Genomic DNA, 15,532 nt, shown 5'->3' with positions numbered 1-15,532 from the left:
GCGTCAGACCTTCGCTGTGCCGAACTTCGTTGACAGGAAAGCCAGGATATCCGTGGTGCAGCGGTCCGGCATCATGTCGGCGATGTTGTGCGGCATGTGCTCGTACTCGATCATGGTCACGTCCGGGATGCGCTCGCGCATCGAATCGTAGCTGTTGGCGCTGCCCACCGTCTCGCCACCCGGATAGATGACCAGCGTCGGCGCCTTGATACGCGGCAGCTCCGCACTCCACTCCTGGGTTGCCATGTAGCCGATGAAGCGTACGACATAAGCGGGGTCATTCTCCGCCGTCTGTTCCAGGAACCAGCGGATCATGCCCGGGTCGGTGGAGGCGAGGTCGAAGCGCATGTGGATGGTGCGTGTCAGGAAGGGCGTCAGCCCCTCCTTCTCGATCAGCGGCAGCCAGTCCAGGGCGCTTGGGCTCAGCCCCGGCGTGGAACCGACGACGGCAAGCCCCAGAACCCGTTCCGGTGCCGTGATCGCCAGCTTCTGCGCCAGGTAGCCGCCGGCGGAATTGGCGACGATGTGGGCCTGCTTCGCGCCAACCGTATCCATCAGTTCCTCGACGTCGCGCACGAAGCGGTCCATCGAGAGCGGCATGTCCGCGGGCGGGATGTCGGACCCGCCATGGCCGCGCAGATCCATCCGCACCACCCGGAAATGCCGTGCGAGCGCCGGTACCCAGGAATAGAAGCGCTGCGAATTTCCCATCGCCGAATGCAGCAGCACAAGAACCGGTGGCTGCGTCCAGGGATCGGTGAAGTCGTCGATATAATAGGCGATTTTGAGCCCGTCGCTTGCGGTGAAGGTCTGGCGCGTCGTCATGTCGCGGTGGTTCCTGCGGTTATCAGGGCAAGGTTGCCGAGGCCGAGTGGCAGGGCACCACTTTCGGCCTCGGCGATCAGCGCGGCAACCCGTGCATGGGTCGGTGCGGCGAGGCCGAGCCGCGCGGCCTCGGTCGCGATAAAGCCATTGAAGAAGGCGACCTCGGTGGGACGTCCCTTCGACAGGTCCTGCAGCGTGCCGGACATGCCGCCATCCACCATGCTCGCGGCCTGGGCCGCCATGGTGTCCAGCGCCGCGGCTTCGGCTTCGGCATCGCCTGCCGCCGCGCGCAACCAGGCCTCGCCCGGCAGGCCGAACAGGCGCTCCAGCGTGAAGCCCATCGCACGGCCGAGCGTGATCGCCTCGGCGCCGAGGCGGATCGCGATACGGCGCGTTTCCTCGCCCGAATACACGGCTTTCAGGGACAGGCCCGTAAGGCCGGACAGGCCTGATGTCATGGTATTGGCCGTCAGCTTCACCCAACGCTCGGTCCAGAGATCCGTGGTGACGCCGGCGGTATCGACATCCGAGAGCATTGCCGCAATGGCCTCCGCGCGTGGTGTACGGCGGCCATGCATCTCGCCGATCTTGAAGACGGTGCCCCCTGCCGCGCCGCGTTTGCGGGTGCGCCGCACCTCGCCCGGCCCGGCCATGAACACATCGAGCCCGCTGCCGATCCCGCCCAGGGTCCGGCCATGCCCGACGATGCGCGCCACGCGTTCCTCGACCAGCGCATTCTGCATTGTCACGACCGGGACCGATTGCGGCAGCCAGGTTTCCAGCAGCGCCGCCGCCCAATCCGTGTCGTAGAGCTTCACGGTAAGGAACGCGACATCCGGGCGGACATTGCGCAGCCGGTGAGCATCGCCGAGGTGCCAGGCCTGAAGCCGCGCCCGCTGCGCGCCTTCCGGTGTGGTCATCAGCAGGCCATCGGCGCGGATCGCCTCGACATGGTCGTGCCAGCCATCCACCAGCACCACCTCATGCCCGGCGGCTGCGAGCCCGCCGCCGATGAGGCTGCCGACCGCACCGCCCCCCAGCAGCACGACGCACCCGCGTGGCGTCATGTCGGCGTGATGCCGGCGCGCTGTACGATCTCGGCGAACTTCACCTTGTCCGCGGCGATGCGCTGCGCGAAGGAAGCGGGGGTATCGCGGGCGGGCGAGATGCCCTGCGAGGCGAAGCGCTGTCCGAATTCCGCGCCGTCGAGGATCGGGCGCACCGCCGTCGCCACCCGATCGACGATGGCCGATGGCAGACCCTTCGGCCCGACCAGGCCCCACCAGGCGCCCATGTCGAACCCTGGATAGCCGCTTTCCGCCACGCTCGGGATATCCGGCGCCATGGCAAGCCGCTCGGCGCTGGACACGGCCAGGCCGCGCAACCGCCCGGCCTCGATATGTGGCCAGGTCGGCGGGACGGAGATGAAGGAGACCTGCACGCGCCCTGCCACCAGATCCACCAGCGCATCGGCGTCGCCGCGATAGGGAATGTGGTTAAGCTCGATCCCCGCGACGCTCATGAACAGGCTGGAGGTCAGATGCGGGCCTGCGCCGACGCCGGAGGAGGCGTAGCTCAGCTGTCCCGGCCGTGACTTGGCCAGGGCCACCAGTTCCGCCACGTTGCGCGCCGGCACACTCTCATGCACCACCAGGAAATACGGCGCGGAGGCGCACATCGCGATCGGTGTGTAGTCCGCCACCGGGTCGAAGCCGACGTCGCGGCGTACGAAGGGTGCCAGGACCTGCGCGCTCGACATCATGTAGAGCGTGGTGCCATCCGGCTCGGCGCGTTTCGCGGCATCGGCTGCGATGGTGCCGGCGGCGCCGGTGCGATTCTCGACCGCGATCGGTTGGCCAAGCGATTGCGAAAGCGGCGTCGCCACCGCGCGCGCCACCAGGTCGTTCGCTCCACCGGCGGGGTAGCCGACCAGGATGCGGATCGGCCGCGTCGGCCATGCGGCGGGCTGCCCGCGCGCGGGACCTGCGAGCGCGGCGGCGCCGAGGCTGAGCAGCGCCGTGCGGCGCGTCAGGCCGGGCAGGTGGAGCGCCCGGGCCTTCAATGATGGAACCATGATGCCGTCTCCTGTTCTGGCTGATGGTGGCGCGTGACCTGGCTTCCCTGCGATCCCGGGTTCATCCCCCAGGATTCTGCTTGTTCCTGCCATTCCAGTGCGATGGGCAGAATGTCCGGTGCCGCCGCCGCCCCGGCAATGCGGTGCCCTGGCGTCCATGGCGACCGATGGCGGAGAGCCCTCGCGAACCGACCAAGGACGGCGCTGGCGTCCGGGCTTTCAGCCATCCGGTCGGGCGGGATGAGCCTCATGCGCGATCCTTGTTGCCACCATGCGGTGAGACCTGATCCAAGTCTCCGGATCCGTCTGTCCCGGCGGGTTTGGGGCCTTTGCGAGCGACCCATGCATAATATATTAGTGCCACGATGACGCCACCAAAACCATCGCGCAAGCCGTCTGTCGCGTCCGCGCCGACAAAATCGGTAACGCCGGCCCTGGCGCATATTATTTACCCGAGCCGGCAGGAAGCGGTGGCGGCCGCGCTGCGGCTGGACATCCTGCAGGGGCGCATCCCCGCGGGTGCGCGGCTCGACATCGATGAGATCGCAAACCGGCATGGCGTCAGCCGGACACCGGTGCGCGACGCGCTCAAGCAGCTGGAAGGGGAGGGCCTGATCCAGGTTCTTCCCTATCGCGGGGTCGAGGTCACGCGCCTGACGGCCGAGGATCTGCGCGAGCTGTTTGCCATCCGCATCGCGCTGGAGCGCCTGGCGCTCGCGCAGGCGGCGCTGAACGTCACGGATGCCGAACTCGGTCAACTGCGCCGGATCCTGCGCCGGATGGACCGGCACGCGACGCGCGACGAGGCATGGATGAAACTGAATGCGGCGTTCCACGACGGTGTTCATGCCGCATCGCGATGGCCACGCCTGATCGAGCTGATTCGCGTGCAGCGGACCAATGTTGAGCGTTACGTGCGTGCGGGGGCCGCCGACCTTGGTGTCGCGCATCAGCAGGCGGAGCATTGGCAACTGATCGAGGCGATGGCGGCGCGGCAGCCGGAGCTTGCCGCATCCCTCATCGCGCAACATCTGTCGCGCACCGCCGAGACGCTGGCGCGGATGAGCAGCGTGCCCGTTTCCGTCCCTGGGTGACAACGGGCTCCGGTCCGCCGGAGCTTCACGCGGCTGCGGCCCTTGCGCAACGGGCGGACCGCGACGGTCGGTTGATGGGCGGCGCGGTGGCCAAGGCGCTGCTGCTGCCCCTGCGGATCATGTGCGGTGGCTTGCCGGTGGGAGGGCGCAGCAGAAGGCCGCCGGTCTGGCCACGGGCCCATGGCCGCGCCGCGGCTGCTCAACCAGCAGCCATGCCGACGGGGCACTGCCGATCTGCGCAGCGGCGCGCATATCGCCCTCGCCTTGTCCCGCGGTCTGGTGCAACTACAGTGGCTGCGCATCGACGCTCCCCTTTGGTGGGGCCTTTCGGGACATTCGCCTTGACGGAAACTGCAACGGACACACGCAGGTTCAGCGCCGCGGCGCATGCGCGTGAGGCTGCCGAAATCTTGGCCGAGCTGGCCTCCTCCCCCAAGGGCCTGACCAGCGAGGAGGCGAAGCGGCGACTTCTGCAACATGGCCCCAACGCGTTGCCGACAGGAACGCGGCGGCACCCCTTCCTTCGCTTCCTCGCCCATTTCAACAATGCGCTGATCTATTTCCTGCTGGCCGGCGCTTTGGCGGCCGCCGTACTCGGGCATCTCGTCGACAGTGGCGTGATCCTCGCCGTCGTCCTGGTCAATTCCATCGTGGGCTTCCTCCAGGAGGGCAAGGCGGAGAACGCGCTCGCGGCGATCCGCGACCTCATCGCCCCCAAGGCACATGTCCTGCGGGACGGTCAGCGCGTCAGCGTGCCAATGGCGGAGCTCGTGCCCGGGGACATCGTGCTGATCGAAGCCGGTGACCGCGTGCCCGCGGACCTCCGCATCCTGCGGGCCCGCAGCCTGCGGATCGACGAGGCGATCCTGACCGGTGAATCCGTTGCGTCCACGAAGCGTAGCGAGCCGACGGCCGGCGCGGCCGCGCTGGGTGACCAACACGGCATGGCCTTTTCCGGCACGCTGGTGGCGACGGGGCAGGGTACCGGGGTGGTCGTCGCCACGGGGCTCCATACCGAGATCGGCCGGATCAGCGAATTGCTCGGCAACGTCGAGGAGCTGACGACGCCCCTGCTGCGCCAGATCAATCGCTTTGGGCAACGCTTCACCTGGTTCGCCTTTGCGGGTGCAGCCGCCCTGTTCGCCTTTGCTGTCGGCCTGCGCGGCTTCGCCTGGGACGAGGCGCTGATCGCCGTCGTCGCTTTGGCGGTCAGCCTGGTGCCGGAGGGGTTGCCTGCGGTCATCACGATCACCCTGGCGATCGGCGTCCAGCGCATGGCAGCGCGGAACGCTGTGATCCGGCGGCTCCCGGCGGTGGAGACGCTGGGTGCGGTTTCTGTGATCTGTTCCGACAAGACCGGCACGCTGACCCGCAACGAAATGACGGCGCGGCGGGTCGTTACGTCCGGGGAGACGCTGCTGGTGCAGGGCGCCGGCTATGATCCGGCCGAACATCGCCTCTTCGTGGAGGACGGGCCAGGAGGCCACGCCACGGCGCTGTCGCTGATCCGGGCTGGCCTGCTGTGCAACGACGCCAGGCTGCGCCGCGATGACACGGCCTGGCATGTCGAGGGCGACCCGATGGAAGGGGCGTTGGTCACGCTGGCCATGAAGGCGGCGTTCAATGCTGATGAGGCGCGAGCCGAATGGCCGCGCCTCGACGATATCCCCTTCGATGCCGCGCACCGCTTCATGGCGACACTGCACCACATGCCGCTGGCCGAGAAGGTCGTGCTGGTGAAGGGCGCGCCGGAGGCGGTTCTCGCCATGTGTGACCGACAGCAGGAAGCGGGTGGCAACGCGCCGCTCGATGCCGGCTTCTGGTCAGCGCGGATCGCAGAGGCCGCCGGGGCGGGTGAACGGGTCCTCGGCTTCGCCATGCGCCCCATGCCTGATGGCTCGCAGGGCGTGGACTTCGCCGATGTCGTGCAGGGGCTGGTCTTCCTCGGCATCATCGGCTTCATCGATCCGCCGCGCGAGGAGGCGATCCGGGCCATCGCCGAATGCCAGTCGGCCGGCATCGGCGTGCGCATGATCACCGGTGACCACGCCGCCACCGCCCAGGCCATCGCGCGCCAGCTTGGCCTCGGCGCGGATGCGGCGGTGCTGACGGGGCAGGATCTCGACCGGCTGCCGCCTGAGGGCTTTGCCGCCGCCGTACGCGAGACGGTGGTGTTCGCGCGCACGAGCCCCGAGCACAAGCTGCGCATCGTGGAAGCCCTCCAGGCCGAGGGGCGGGTCGTCGCCATGACGGGCGATGGAGTGAATGACGCTCCCTCGCTCAAGCGCGCCGATGTCGGCATCGCGATGGGAATCAAGGGCACCGAGGCGGCGAAGGAAGCCTCCGAGATGGTGCTGATGGACGACAACTTCGCCTCCATCGTCGCCGCCGTGCACGAGGGGCGCACGGTGCATGACAACATCCGCAAGGTTGTCGGCTGGACACTTCCCACGAATGGCGGCGAGGCGCTGACGGTGATCGTGGCGATCTTCTTCAACTTCGCCATGCCGATGTCGCCGGTGCAGATCCTGTGGGTCAACCTGATCCTGGCCGGCACCCTCGGCCTGGCGCTCGCCTTCGAGCCGTCGGAGCCGGGTGTCATGCGCCGCCAGCCGCGCCGGCCCAATGCGGGGCTGCTGACCCCGTTCATCCTGTGGCGCGTGGTCGTGGTGTCGTTGCTGTTCGCTGGCATTTCGCTCGGCGTCTTCTTCTGGACGCTAGGCCAGGGACGGGATCTGGAAACCGCGCGCACCATGGTGGTGAACACGCTGGTGGTGCTGGAGATTTTCTACCTCTTCAGCGTGCGCTACCTGCACACGACCTCCTTCACCTACACCGGGGTGAAGGGCACGACGCCGGTGCTGCTCGCGCTGGCCGTCGTGATCGTCGGGCAGTTGGCCTTCACCTACCTGCCGGTGATGAACGCCATCTTTGGGTCGAGCCCGCTGACGCTCGCGGATGGTGTCCTGATCGTGGCCATCGGCGCGGCGAGCTTCGTGCTGCTGGAAGTCGAGAAGCACTTCCTGCGCGATCGGTTTCGGGGCGAATAGCCGTGGAGCGCAACTCGGTCTGCCCGATCACCATCTCCTCGTAGAAGGAGACCATGGTGGAGATGTCGCCTCCATCGGTCCCCTGTTGCTCGGACCGCGCAATGCTCTGGGGGCGACTGCTCGGCCGCATGGTGCAGGCGGAGCCGTCCGGGATCCGGTGCGGCTGACGCCAGCGCCGTGCCGCTCATCCGCTCGCGGCCGACTTGTCGATGTAGCGCACACCGCCAGGTCGCGCAGCGTGACGAAGCTGATTAGACGGCGCCCCTCGACCTTGCCCCTCGGGGGCTGCGCCTACTACATGGATGACAAGCTGTTAATGGAGGAAGCGACGATGCGATTGCTCTGCGCGACCGACCTGTCATCACGCTCGGACCGCGCGCTGCGTCGCGCGGCGACGCTGGCGCGGGAAGCAGAGGCCGAACTGGTGCTCCTCTCGGTGGTGGATAACGATCAGCCGGAGGTCCTTGTCGCGAGCGAGCGACGGGAGGTCACCTCGCTGTTGGCTGAGCAGGCGCGCGCCATGCCTGAAATACAGGGCCTGGCGCCGCGTCTCCGCGTGGAGGCGGGTGACCCCTTCGACGCGATCATCCGCGTTGCCGAGGAGGAGGTCGTCGACCTCATCGTGATGGGCGAGCACCGCAAGCGCCTGCTGCTCGACATGTTCATCGGCACGACCATCGAACGCGTGATGCGCCGGGGCCGCTGGCCGGTGCTGATGGTGAATCGCCCTGCCGAGCGGCCCTACAAGCGCGTACTGGCCGCGGTGGACATGTCCGAGCCCGCCACGCAGGCGCTGCGCGCAGCGATCCGGCTCGGTTTCGCCGGGCGCGGGGAGCTGACGGTGTTCCATGCCTTTCAACAGCCGGGCCGCGGCAGCATGGTGCTGGCGGATCTCTCGGCGGAGGCAATCGCGGGGCATGTGGCGGCGACCGCCGCGCAGACACGCCGGGAACTCGGCCAGTTCTTGAGCGGCCTCGACCTTGGTTTCGGATCTCGACTGCCGCCCATTGCGCTTGAGGAGGGGGCGCCCGCGGAGGCCCTCCGGCGCGCGGTGGATCGGCTCTCGCCCGATCTCGTGGTGATGGGGACCAGGGGCTCCGGGGCGATCGGGCGGCTCGTGCTGGGCAGTGTCGCCGAGGAAGCGTTGCGGACGCTCGACTGCGACGTGCTGGCGGTGCCGCCACAGGCAACATGACCATCGCGGCCCCGTGACGCAGATGGTGCAATTCGTGACGGATTGCCGCAGCCGAAAGCTCCGCTCGGCCAGGGCGATGTCCACTACCTTCTGCGGCACCCGCAACACCGTGAGTGGTCCTTCGTGTTGCCGGACCGTGCTGGCCAGTTCTGTGCCGGCCGGCCTATGTTCAAGTCATCATCGGGGGAGGCAAAATCGTGCGATACATCCTCCGCGCCTTACGCGCGGCCGTTCCGAAAGCGGCCCCGGTGCTGTTCATCGCGCTAGGCGTGGGCCTGGCTGCGCCGCCGGCTTCAGCCACCGATCAGCAGATCGCGTTGGGCGAGGCGGCGTATACGGCGGACTGCGCTTCCTGCCACCGCACGCCGGCGCGCTTCATGCGGCGCTACCTGGACATACCGCCGCCGGAGCGCGCCGCGACTCTCGAGCGCTTCCTACCGGACCACTATGCGCCGGACGCCGGGCGGCGGGCGGCCATCATCGCCTGGCTGATGACCCACCGGTCACGCTGAGCCGAGGGTCACAGCCCGCGGAGCGCGAAGGCCAGGATACCAAAAGCCACCAGCCCGAGCAGCCCTCGGATACGCCAGCGGAGGCGCCGCTCTGCTGCGGGCAGAGGCTCACGCATAGTCGAACAATTCGTAGACGAGGTGCGCAGAGGGCACGCCCAACGTCTCAAGGTCGCGCATCACAGACATGGTCATCGGCTCCGGGCCGCAGATCATCACGGTGACGTCCTCCGTCGGCATGCCGCGCAGCAGTTCAGCCAGTACCTCGCGGTCAGGGCGGCCCTGCGCGACCCCCTCGGAAGCGGCTTCCTCGGCCAGGAATCGGCAGCGCCAGCCGCGCCGTTCCGCGATCGCCAGCATCTCGGCACGGCAGACCAGGCGGTCGGGCGTGCGCGCGCAATGCAGCAGCGCCACGGGACGGGGGTCATCCACGGCGTCCAAGGCGCGTACCAGCGAAAGTATGGGCGCGATGCCTGCCCCGCCGGCGACCAGCAGCAGCGGCCCGGGGCCGGCGCGCTCCAGCGTGAAGGTCCCATGTGGGCCGTCGAGCCGAACCGGGAGGCCAACTGGCATGCTACCGAGTGTGCGCGTGCGGTCGCCTGCCTCGCGGATCACGAAGCGCAGGTCGGACGCACCCGGCGCCGACGCGACCGAGAAGGGGTTGTCGTCCCAGGGGGCGGCGCGACCGAAGGCGAGCCAGAAGAACTGGCCCGCAGCGAAGCGCGGCGGCGTGGGGCCCGTCACCGTGACGTCCCAGTAGCCCGGACCGAGCGGCGTCACGGCACCGATGCGCCATCCCGCGCGCGCCGCGCGCCAGGGTTTCCAGCCCCATGCCCAGGCCAACAGCAGCGTGGCGCCGATAAGCCCTGCCCACCACAGCGCGCCGAGCGGGGGGAAGCTGGAGTAGAGCCCGACCTCCAGCGCGTGCCACACGCCGGCTGCGGCCGCGACCAGCGCGCCCAACCCGTGCAGCAGCCGCCAGTGCTGATAGGGGATGACCCGTCGGCCGAGTGCGAGCAACACGGTCGCGACCAGGGCGATCCAGGCGATCTTGCCCGTGGTCATGCGGGGGCTCGTGAACATCGCGTGCAACCGTGCAAGGCCGCGCGCCGGATCATCCAGCAGCAGCGGCAGCACGAAAAGCACCGGATGCAGCAGCACCATGATGAGGACGAGGATCGCGGCGGCGCGATGGAAGCGCATGGTGACATCGATGCCGCTGCGGCCGGAGACGAGGTGCCAGCGGCCGGAATGGGCGAATTGCAGCAGCAGCAGCGAAAGGCCGACCAGGCCGAGCGCGATCCCCGCCTCCTCGTGCCAGCCGCCAGGCTCCTCCGCCGCGCCGAGCGCCAGCAACAGCGGCAGCCAGGCCAACAACACAAAGCCCAGCAAAGCCGCGGCAACCGATAGCGTCAGTCCCGTCGCAACCGGCGGCGCTGGCCTGGAGCCGTGGTGTGGCATCTTTCCTCCCGATCGTCGCGTTTCAGGCGCAGCGCGTCACCTTCTGGACATTCGGCGAATGGTCGCTGCGCGTCGGCTACGGACCGCGGCGACACCGGTCCTCTGCCTGATGCGGGAAGGTTTCGCACCTTGCGGTCCGGCTTCGTGACGGAATGGCCGGGCGCTACGCGACCGCGCTGCGTCCGGCAATCCTTCCCATGACCAGGCACATGGTGAGCGCGCCGCCGCCGATGTAGTCCTCGAAGAACGCACCGCCCGCGCCCTCGCCGGCGGCGAACAGGCCCGGAATGACGCGGCCGTCTGCCTCCAGTACCCGCGCGGAGGTGTCGGTCATGACGCCGCCGAAGGTCAGTGTGATGCCGGGGACCAGCGGGTGCAGCGCGAAGAAGGGTGCCTTTTCCACCTTGCGGGCCAGCGTCCGCTTCGGCGGTGAAGCCCCCGGCGCGGCGCCGTCCTGCACCGCCGCATTGAAGGCGTTGACGGTGCGGGCCGTCGCCTCCGGTGGCAGGCCGACCTTGGCCGCCAGCGCCTCGATCGTGTCGGCCTGATGCACGTCGAGGCCGAGGCGGCGGAAGTTTCCGACCACGCCGGCCACGGCTTCGATCTCGGCGATCCGCTGGTCGAACACCAGCGTGGTCAGCCCCTGCGGCTGCGTCAGCACCGCCTTGCCATGCGCGACATAGCCGCGCGATTCGTCGACGAAACGCTCCCCCGCGCGGTTGATGCTGATCGCGTGGGGGATGGCGAAGGCCGGCTGGCCGGCGGCGGTCGAGTCCGGGTCCACCGCCGCAATGTGCAGCGCCATCATCCCGCCCATGCCGCGCAGGCCCGCGCCTGCGGCCTCGGCCATGCGGTGGCCGTCGCCGGTGGCACCGCGATAGCCGCGCACCATCAGGGCGCCCGCATTCGGGTCAGCAAAGGCCTCAAGCATGGCGGTGTTTGCCGCGTAGCCGCCGGCGGCGATCACCACGGTCCGGCCGAGGTAATCCACCAGGCCATCCGGCCCCGCCGCACGGACGCCGACGACATGGCCGCGGTTGTCCATGACGAGTTCACGTGCCTTCACGCCGAAGTCGAAACGTCCGCCGCGCGCCTCGATGCGTTCGCGCATGGCCTGGAACAGCACGGGCATGCCGCGCCACGCCCCTGGCCCCACGGTCCGCACCGCCACGCGGAACGGCGCGCTCTCGCCCTCGGGCCCGAAGGCGACGCCGTTGCGCTCGAGCCAGGCGATGTTCTCGCGCACATGCTCGGCCATCAGCGCGAAGATCTCGGCATTGCCGCGACCCTGTCCGATGCGTTCGTATTCGCGGGCGAAGTCCTGCCGCGCAGCTGCGGAATCGCCCAGCGGCAGCGCGAAGATGCCGGCGGCAAGGATCGAATTGCCGCCAAGGCGCCCGGCCTTGTCCAGCACGATCACGGATGCGCCGCGTTCGGTCGCCTCCAGCGCGGCCGCGCAGCCAGCCATGCCGCCGCCGATCACGATCACATCCGCGCGATGCTGCGTCTGCGGTGTGGGCAGGGTGGCCGCCTGTGCGCCGCCGAATGCCGCCATGCCGGCGCCGAGCCCGACGCTTGCTACCGACAGCAGGCCGCGCCGGTTCGGGTTGTGCGATGTTCGATCTGTCATTTGGCCCTCCCTATTTGTTGCGTTTGCTTCCCATACCGGCTGTTGCTGGTGCGAACGCCTCAGTCCGGGCGCCCGAATCTTCACCCGTCGAAGGCTGGTCTCTGGCCCGGGGGAGGCCAGCGGTGCCCGGATGCTTTCAGGCGTGGCACCGCATATGCGTTGATTGTTAGATGTGCTCGGCCGGGCGCTGCATTGACCTGGATCAATCCGGCCAGCGGCTGGTGACGGATGCGGCCGATCCGCCCTCCCATCAATCGACGAAGCCTCGCACCTTCGGTGATTGAGGCGCCGTGGTCTGCACGCATCGGGACAACCTTGCGCGCCACCTGCGGTTCGCCATGCCGCTTGATGCGCATCAATGCATCACGCCGCAATGTCAGGTGAGAATTCCACCTCGCCCAAGAAACGCACCCAAGAAAATGGAGGACAAGATGCCCCAGACCGATGGCCAGGACGAAGGCCAGCTCCGCGAAATCGCCTATTTCCTCTGGCTCGACGAAGGCTGCCCGGAAGGGCGCGCCGATGACCATTGGATGATGGCCTGCGGCATGCTGAGCGTTTCGCTGCCCGCCACCGGTGAGCAGGAGGTCAAGGCCAGCGCCCTAGCGGCTGATCCGCGCGCAGACACGCCGGTCGTGCCCAAAGGCCCGGCAAAGCACTGAGTCGGCTTTCCGCGAGGCGCAGCGGCGCAGGTCGTCCATGCCGCACCAGTCTCGACCGGTCAGCGAACGAGGGCGGGCAGCGCCGCTGGGCAAATCGGGCCCTGCCGCGCTGCAGCAGGACCTGCGCCTGGGTCTGATCCGGCGGCTTGGCCATGGGTGCACGGACGCGAGCCATGCCAGGTCCGTGGCGTGGCCCAATGGCCTTCAAGGCCAGGCACGCGCCGCAGGCGCGGCCCGATAACGCAAAGGGAGCCACCATGTCGGACGTCGCCATTATCTGGTTCGGGGAACTTGGGCTTCAGGATGTGCCAAAGGTGGGCGGCAAGAACGCCTCACTCGGCGAGATGGCCCGCAGCCTCGCGAAGGAAGGCGTCAGCGTTCCTGATGGCTTCGCGACCACGGCCGCCGCTTTCCGCGACTATGTTGCCGCCAACGGGATCGAGGCGCCGTTGCGCGCGCGCCTTGCGGCACTCGCCGCCGGGGATGAGACGCTGCAGGAGGTGGGCGAGGCGATCCGCGCGCTGTTCCTGGCAGGGCAGTTTCCGCCGGCAACGGCAGAGGCGATCCGCTCCGCCTACCGCGAACTTGGCCGCCGTCGCGGTGGCGCGGCGGCACCCGCCGTCGCCGTCCGCAGCAGCGCCACCGCCGAGGACCTGCCGCAGGCGAGCTTTGCCGGGCAGCAGGAAAGCTTCCTGAACGTGCGCGGTGAGCAGGAACTGCTCGACACCTGCCGCCGCTGCTACGCCTCGCTGTTTACCGATCGCGCCATCAGCTACCGCCAGGCGCAGGGCTTCGATCACCTCGATGTCGCGCTGTCGATCGGCGTGCAGACCATGGTGCGCTCGGATCTGGCGGGCTCGGGCGTGATGTTCTCGATCGACACCGAAACCGGCTTCCCCGGCGCGGTGGTGATCAGCGCCGCCTGGGGGCTGGGCGAGACGGTGGTGCAGGGCACGGTGGAGACCGACAAATACCTGGTCTTCAAGGCGCTGCTCGATGAGCCCCGCTTCACGCCGATCCTGGAAAAGACGCGCGGCGCCAAGGACCGGAAGATGATCTACGCCACCGGCGGCAGCGCCCGCACCGCGATGGTGGAAACCACGCGGCGCGAGCGCGATGCACTGGTGCTCAGCGATGCCGAGATCCTGCAACTGGCCCGCTGGGCCGTGGCGATCGAGCGTCATTACGGCCGGCCGATGGACATGGAATGGGCCAAGGATGGCGAAACCCAGGCGCTGCACATCGTGCAGGCGCGGCCGGAGACGGTGCAGGCGCAGCGCGCGGCGTCGAGCGGCCTGCGCACCTGGCGGCTGAAGGACCGGCGGGCGCGGCCCCTGGTCAGTGGCGCGGCCGTCGGTGACGCGATCGCGACCGGCGATGTCTGCCTGATCCGCGGCCCGCGCGACATCGCGCAGTTCCGCGACGGCGCCATCCTGGTGACGGAGGCCACCGACCCCGACTGGGTGCCCATCATGAAGCGCGCCGCGGGTATCGTCACCGACCAGGGCGGCCCGACCAGCCACGCCGCCATCGTCAGCCGGGAACTGGGCCTGCCCGCCGTGGTGGGCACCCGCACCGCGACGGCGACCTTGCGCGATGGCCAGGCGGTGACGCTGTCCTGCGCCGAGGGCGACCAGGGCCATGTCTATGACGGCACCCTCGACTTCTCCGTGGCGGATATCGACCTGGCCGGGCTGCCCCAGACCCGCACGAAGATGATGCTGAACCTGGCCAACCCCGCCGCGGCGCTGCGCTGGTGGCGGCTGCCCTCGGCCGGCGTGGGGCTGGCGCGGATGGAGTTCATCATCAACGCCCATATCCGCATCCACCCGATGGCGCTGGTGCATTTCGACCGCGTGCAGGACGCGGCGGCGCGGCAGGAGATCGAGACCCTCACGCGCGGCTTCGCCGACAAGACGGAGTTCTTCGTGGATCGCCTGGCGCGCGGCATCGCCAAGCTCGCCGCGCCTTTCCACCCGAACCCCGTCATCGTCCGGCTGAGCGACTTCAAGAGCAACGAGTATGCCCACCTGATCGGCGGCACCGCCTTCGAGCCGGTCGAGGAAAACCCGATGCTCGGGCTGCGCGGAGCCTCCCGCTACTACAGCGATCGCTACCGCGAGGGCTTCGCCCTGGAATGCCGCGCGCTGGTGCGGGTGCGCGAGGAGATCGGCCTCGACAATGTCGTGGTCATGGTGCCGTTCTGCCGAACCCCGGCCGAGGCGGACCAGGTGCTGGCCGAGATGGCGCGGCACGGGCTGGAACGTGGTCGCGACGGGCTGCACGTCTATGTCATGTGCGAAATCCCATCCAACGTGATCCTTGCGGAGGAATTCGCGGCGCGCTTCGATGGTTTCTCCATCGGCTCCAACGACCTGACGCAGCTGGTGCTCGGCGTGGACCGGGATTCCGCGGAATTGCGCGGCCTGTTCGATGAGCGCGATGCCGCGGTGACGCGGATGATCGCCGATGTCATCGCGCGCGCCCATGCCTGCAGCGTGACCGTGGGCATCTGCGGGGAGGCACCGAGCAACCACCCCGACTTCGCCGCCTTCCTGGTCGAGCAGGGCATCGATTCGATCTCGCTCAACCCGGACAGCTTCGCCGGCACGCTACGGCGCGTGGCGGAAGTGGAAACGCGCCTGGCTACCGTAAAGGAAGTGACATCATGACGACGCAAAGTGTGCTGGCCGAGGTTGGGGCTGAGCGGACCCGGCAGGATGCGCAGTGGGGTGGCGAGGAGCGCGATGATGCGCTGCCCCTGGCGAGCTTCGTGCAACTGATCGGGGACTATGCCGCCTGGGCGCGTGTGAAGGCGCGCGAAGGCTCCAACGTCGAGGCGCGGCAACGGCTGGTCCAGGTGGCGGCGCTGGCGGTCGCAGCGGTGGAGGCGCTCGACCGTCGCGGCAGCGCACGGGCTGAGGGCACGCCATCCGGCGAGAATGCCAAGGTCGCAGGCGAGGGGTCTGCCCCCAGGAGCGGTGGGTTGAGCTGGGAGTGACAGGGACGCGCGGCATCGCCCGCGCGACGGC

12 protein-coding genes are annotated in these 15,532 nt (G+C 68.8%); 7 read left to right on the top strand and 5 right to left on the bottom strand.

The genetic code is table 11. From position 1 onward, the window contains the following. Window positions 1–3: 3 nt before the first annotated feature. The 3 genes from Q8S40_RS11245 to Q8S40_RS11235 are packed head-to-tail and all read right to left on the bottom strand — an operon-like array spanning window position 4 to window position 2,899. Window positions 4–825 carry an alpha/beta fold hydrolase gene (locus Q8S40_RS11245; RefSeq protein ID WP_305670469.1) on the bottom strand — a complete coding sequence of 274 codons (822 nt, stop codon included), beginning with the start codon at window positions 823–825 and terminating at the stop codon, window positions 4–6. After that, on the bottom strand, window positions 822–1,892 hold the full coding sequence (locus Q8S40_RS11240) for a ketopantoate reductase family protein (RefSeq protein ID WP_305670468.1): 1,071 nt from the start codon (window positions 1,890–1,892) through the stop codon (window positions 822–824). The genes Q8S40_RS11245 and Q8S40_RS11240 overlap by 4 nt, the downstream gene beginning before the upstream one ends. Beyond that, window positions 1,889–2,899, bottom strand: coding sequence for a tripartite tricarboxylate transporter substrate binding protein (locus Q8S40_RS11235; protein ID WP_305670467.1), 1,011 nt, complete (start codon window positions 2,897–2,899; stop codon window positions 1,889–1,891). The genes Q8S40_RS11240 and Q8S40_RS11235 overlap by 4 nt, the downstream gene beginning before the upstream one ends. 365 nt (window positions 2,900–3,264) lie before the next feature. Here Q8S40_RS11235 and Q8S40_RS11230 point away from each other — a divergent pair, with 365 nt between their 5' ends. From Q8S40_RS11230 to Q8S40_RS11215, 4 genes are all read left to right on the top strand, one after another. Beyond that, window positions 3,265–3,993, top strand: coding sequence for a GntR family transcriptional regulator (locus Q8S40_RS11230; RefSeq protein ID WP_305670466.1), 729 nt, complete (start codon window positions 3,265–3,267; stop codon window positions 3,991–3,993). A gap of 74 nt (window positions 3,994–4,067) precedes the next feature. Further along, on the top strand, window positions 4,068–7,043 hold the full coding sequence (locus Q8S40_RS11225) for a cation-transporting P-type ATPase (protein WP_305670465.1): 2,976 nt from the start codon (window positions 4,068–4,070) through the stop codon (window positions 7,041–7,043). A 298-nt stretch (window positions 7,044–7,341) separates the two neighbouring features. Then, window positions 7,342–8,238: a universal stress protein gene (locus Q8S40_RS11220; RefSeq protein ID WP_305670464.1), complete on the top strand. Its 897-nt coding sequence runs from the start codon at window positions 7,342–7,344 to the stop codon at window positions 8,236–8,238. 197 nt (window positions 8,239–8,435) lie between these two features. After that, window positions 8,436–8,750, top strand: coding sequence for a hypothetical protein (locus Q8S40_RS11215; protein WP_305670463.1), 315 nt, complete (start codon window positions 8,436–8,438; stop codon window positions 8,748–8,750). 108 nt (window positions 8,751–8,858) lie between these two features. Here Q8S40_RS11215 and Q8S40_RS11210 read toward each other — a convergent pair whose 3' ends face one another. Together Q8S40_RS11210 and Q8S40_RS11205 are read right to left on the bottom strand one after the other, a co-directional pair. Continuing rightward, on the bottom strand, window positions 8,859–10,121 hold the full coding sequence (locus tag Q8S40_RS11210) for a ferredoxin reductase family protein (protein ID WP_305670462.1): 1,263 nt from the start codon (window positions 10,119–10,121) through the stop codon (window positions 8,859–8,861). Between the two features lie 250 nt (window positions 10,122–10,371). Then, on the bottom strand, window positions 10,372–11,838 hold the full coding sequence (locus Q8S40_RS11205) for an FAD-dependent oxidoreductase (RefSeq protein ID WP_305670461.1): 1,467 nt from the start codon (window positions 11,836–11,838) through the stop codon (window positions 10,372–10,374). A gap of 431 nt (window positions 11,839–12,269) precedes the next feature. Here Q8S40_RS11205 and Q8S40_RS11200 point away from each other — a divergent pair, with 431 nt between their 5' ends. From Q8S40_RS11200 to Q8S40_RS11190, 3 genes are all read left to right on the top strand, one after another. Next, complete coding sequence (locus Q8S40_RS11200) at window positions 12,270–12,500, top strand: DUF2934 domain-containing protein (protein WP_305670460.1); 231 nt, start codon at window positions 12,270–12,272, stop codon at window positions 12,498–12,500. Between the two features lie 257 nt (window positions 12,501–12,757). Then, window positions 12,758–15,172 (top strand): phosphoenolpyruvate synthase, encoded by a 2,415-nt coding sequence (ppsA, locus tag Q8S40_RS11195; RefSeq protein WP_305670459.1) that lies wholly within the window; start codon window positions 12,758–12,760, stop codon window positions 15,170–15,172. Continuing rightward, window positions 15,169–15,501 (top strand): hypothetical protein, encoded by a 333-nt coding sequence (locus Q8S40_RS11190; RefSeq protein ID WP_304807476.1) that lies wholly within the window; start codon window positions 15,169–15,171, stop codon window positions 15,499–15,501. Before ppsA ends, Q8S40_RS11190 begins: the two co-directional genes overlap by 4 nt. Window positions 15,502–15,532: the final 31 nt, after the last annotated feature.

This window comes from Falsiroseomonas sp. (assembly GCF_030695085.1).
Taxonomy (GTDB): Bacteria; Pseudomonadota; Alphaproteobacteria; order Acetobacterales; family Acetobacteraceae; genus Falsiroseomonas.
Note: the sequence above shows the minus strand (reverse complement) of the source record. Positions and strands in the feature narration are given on the sequence as shown.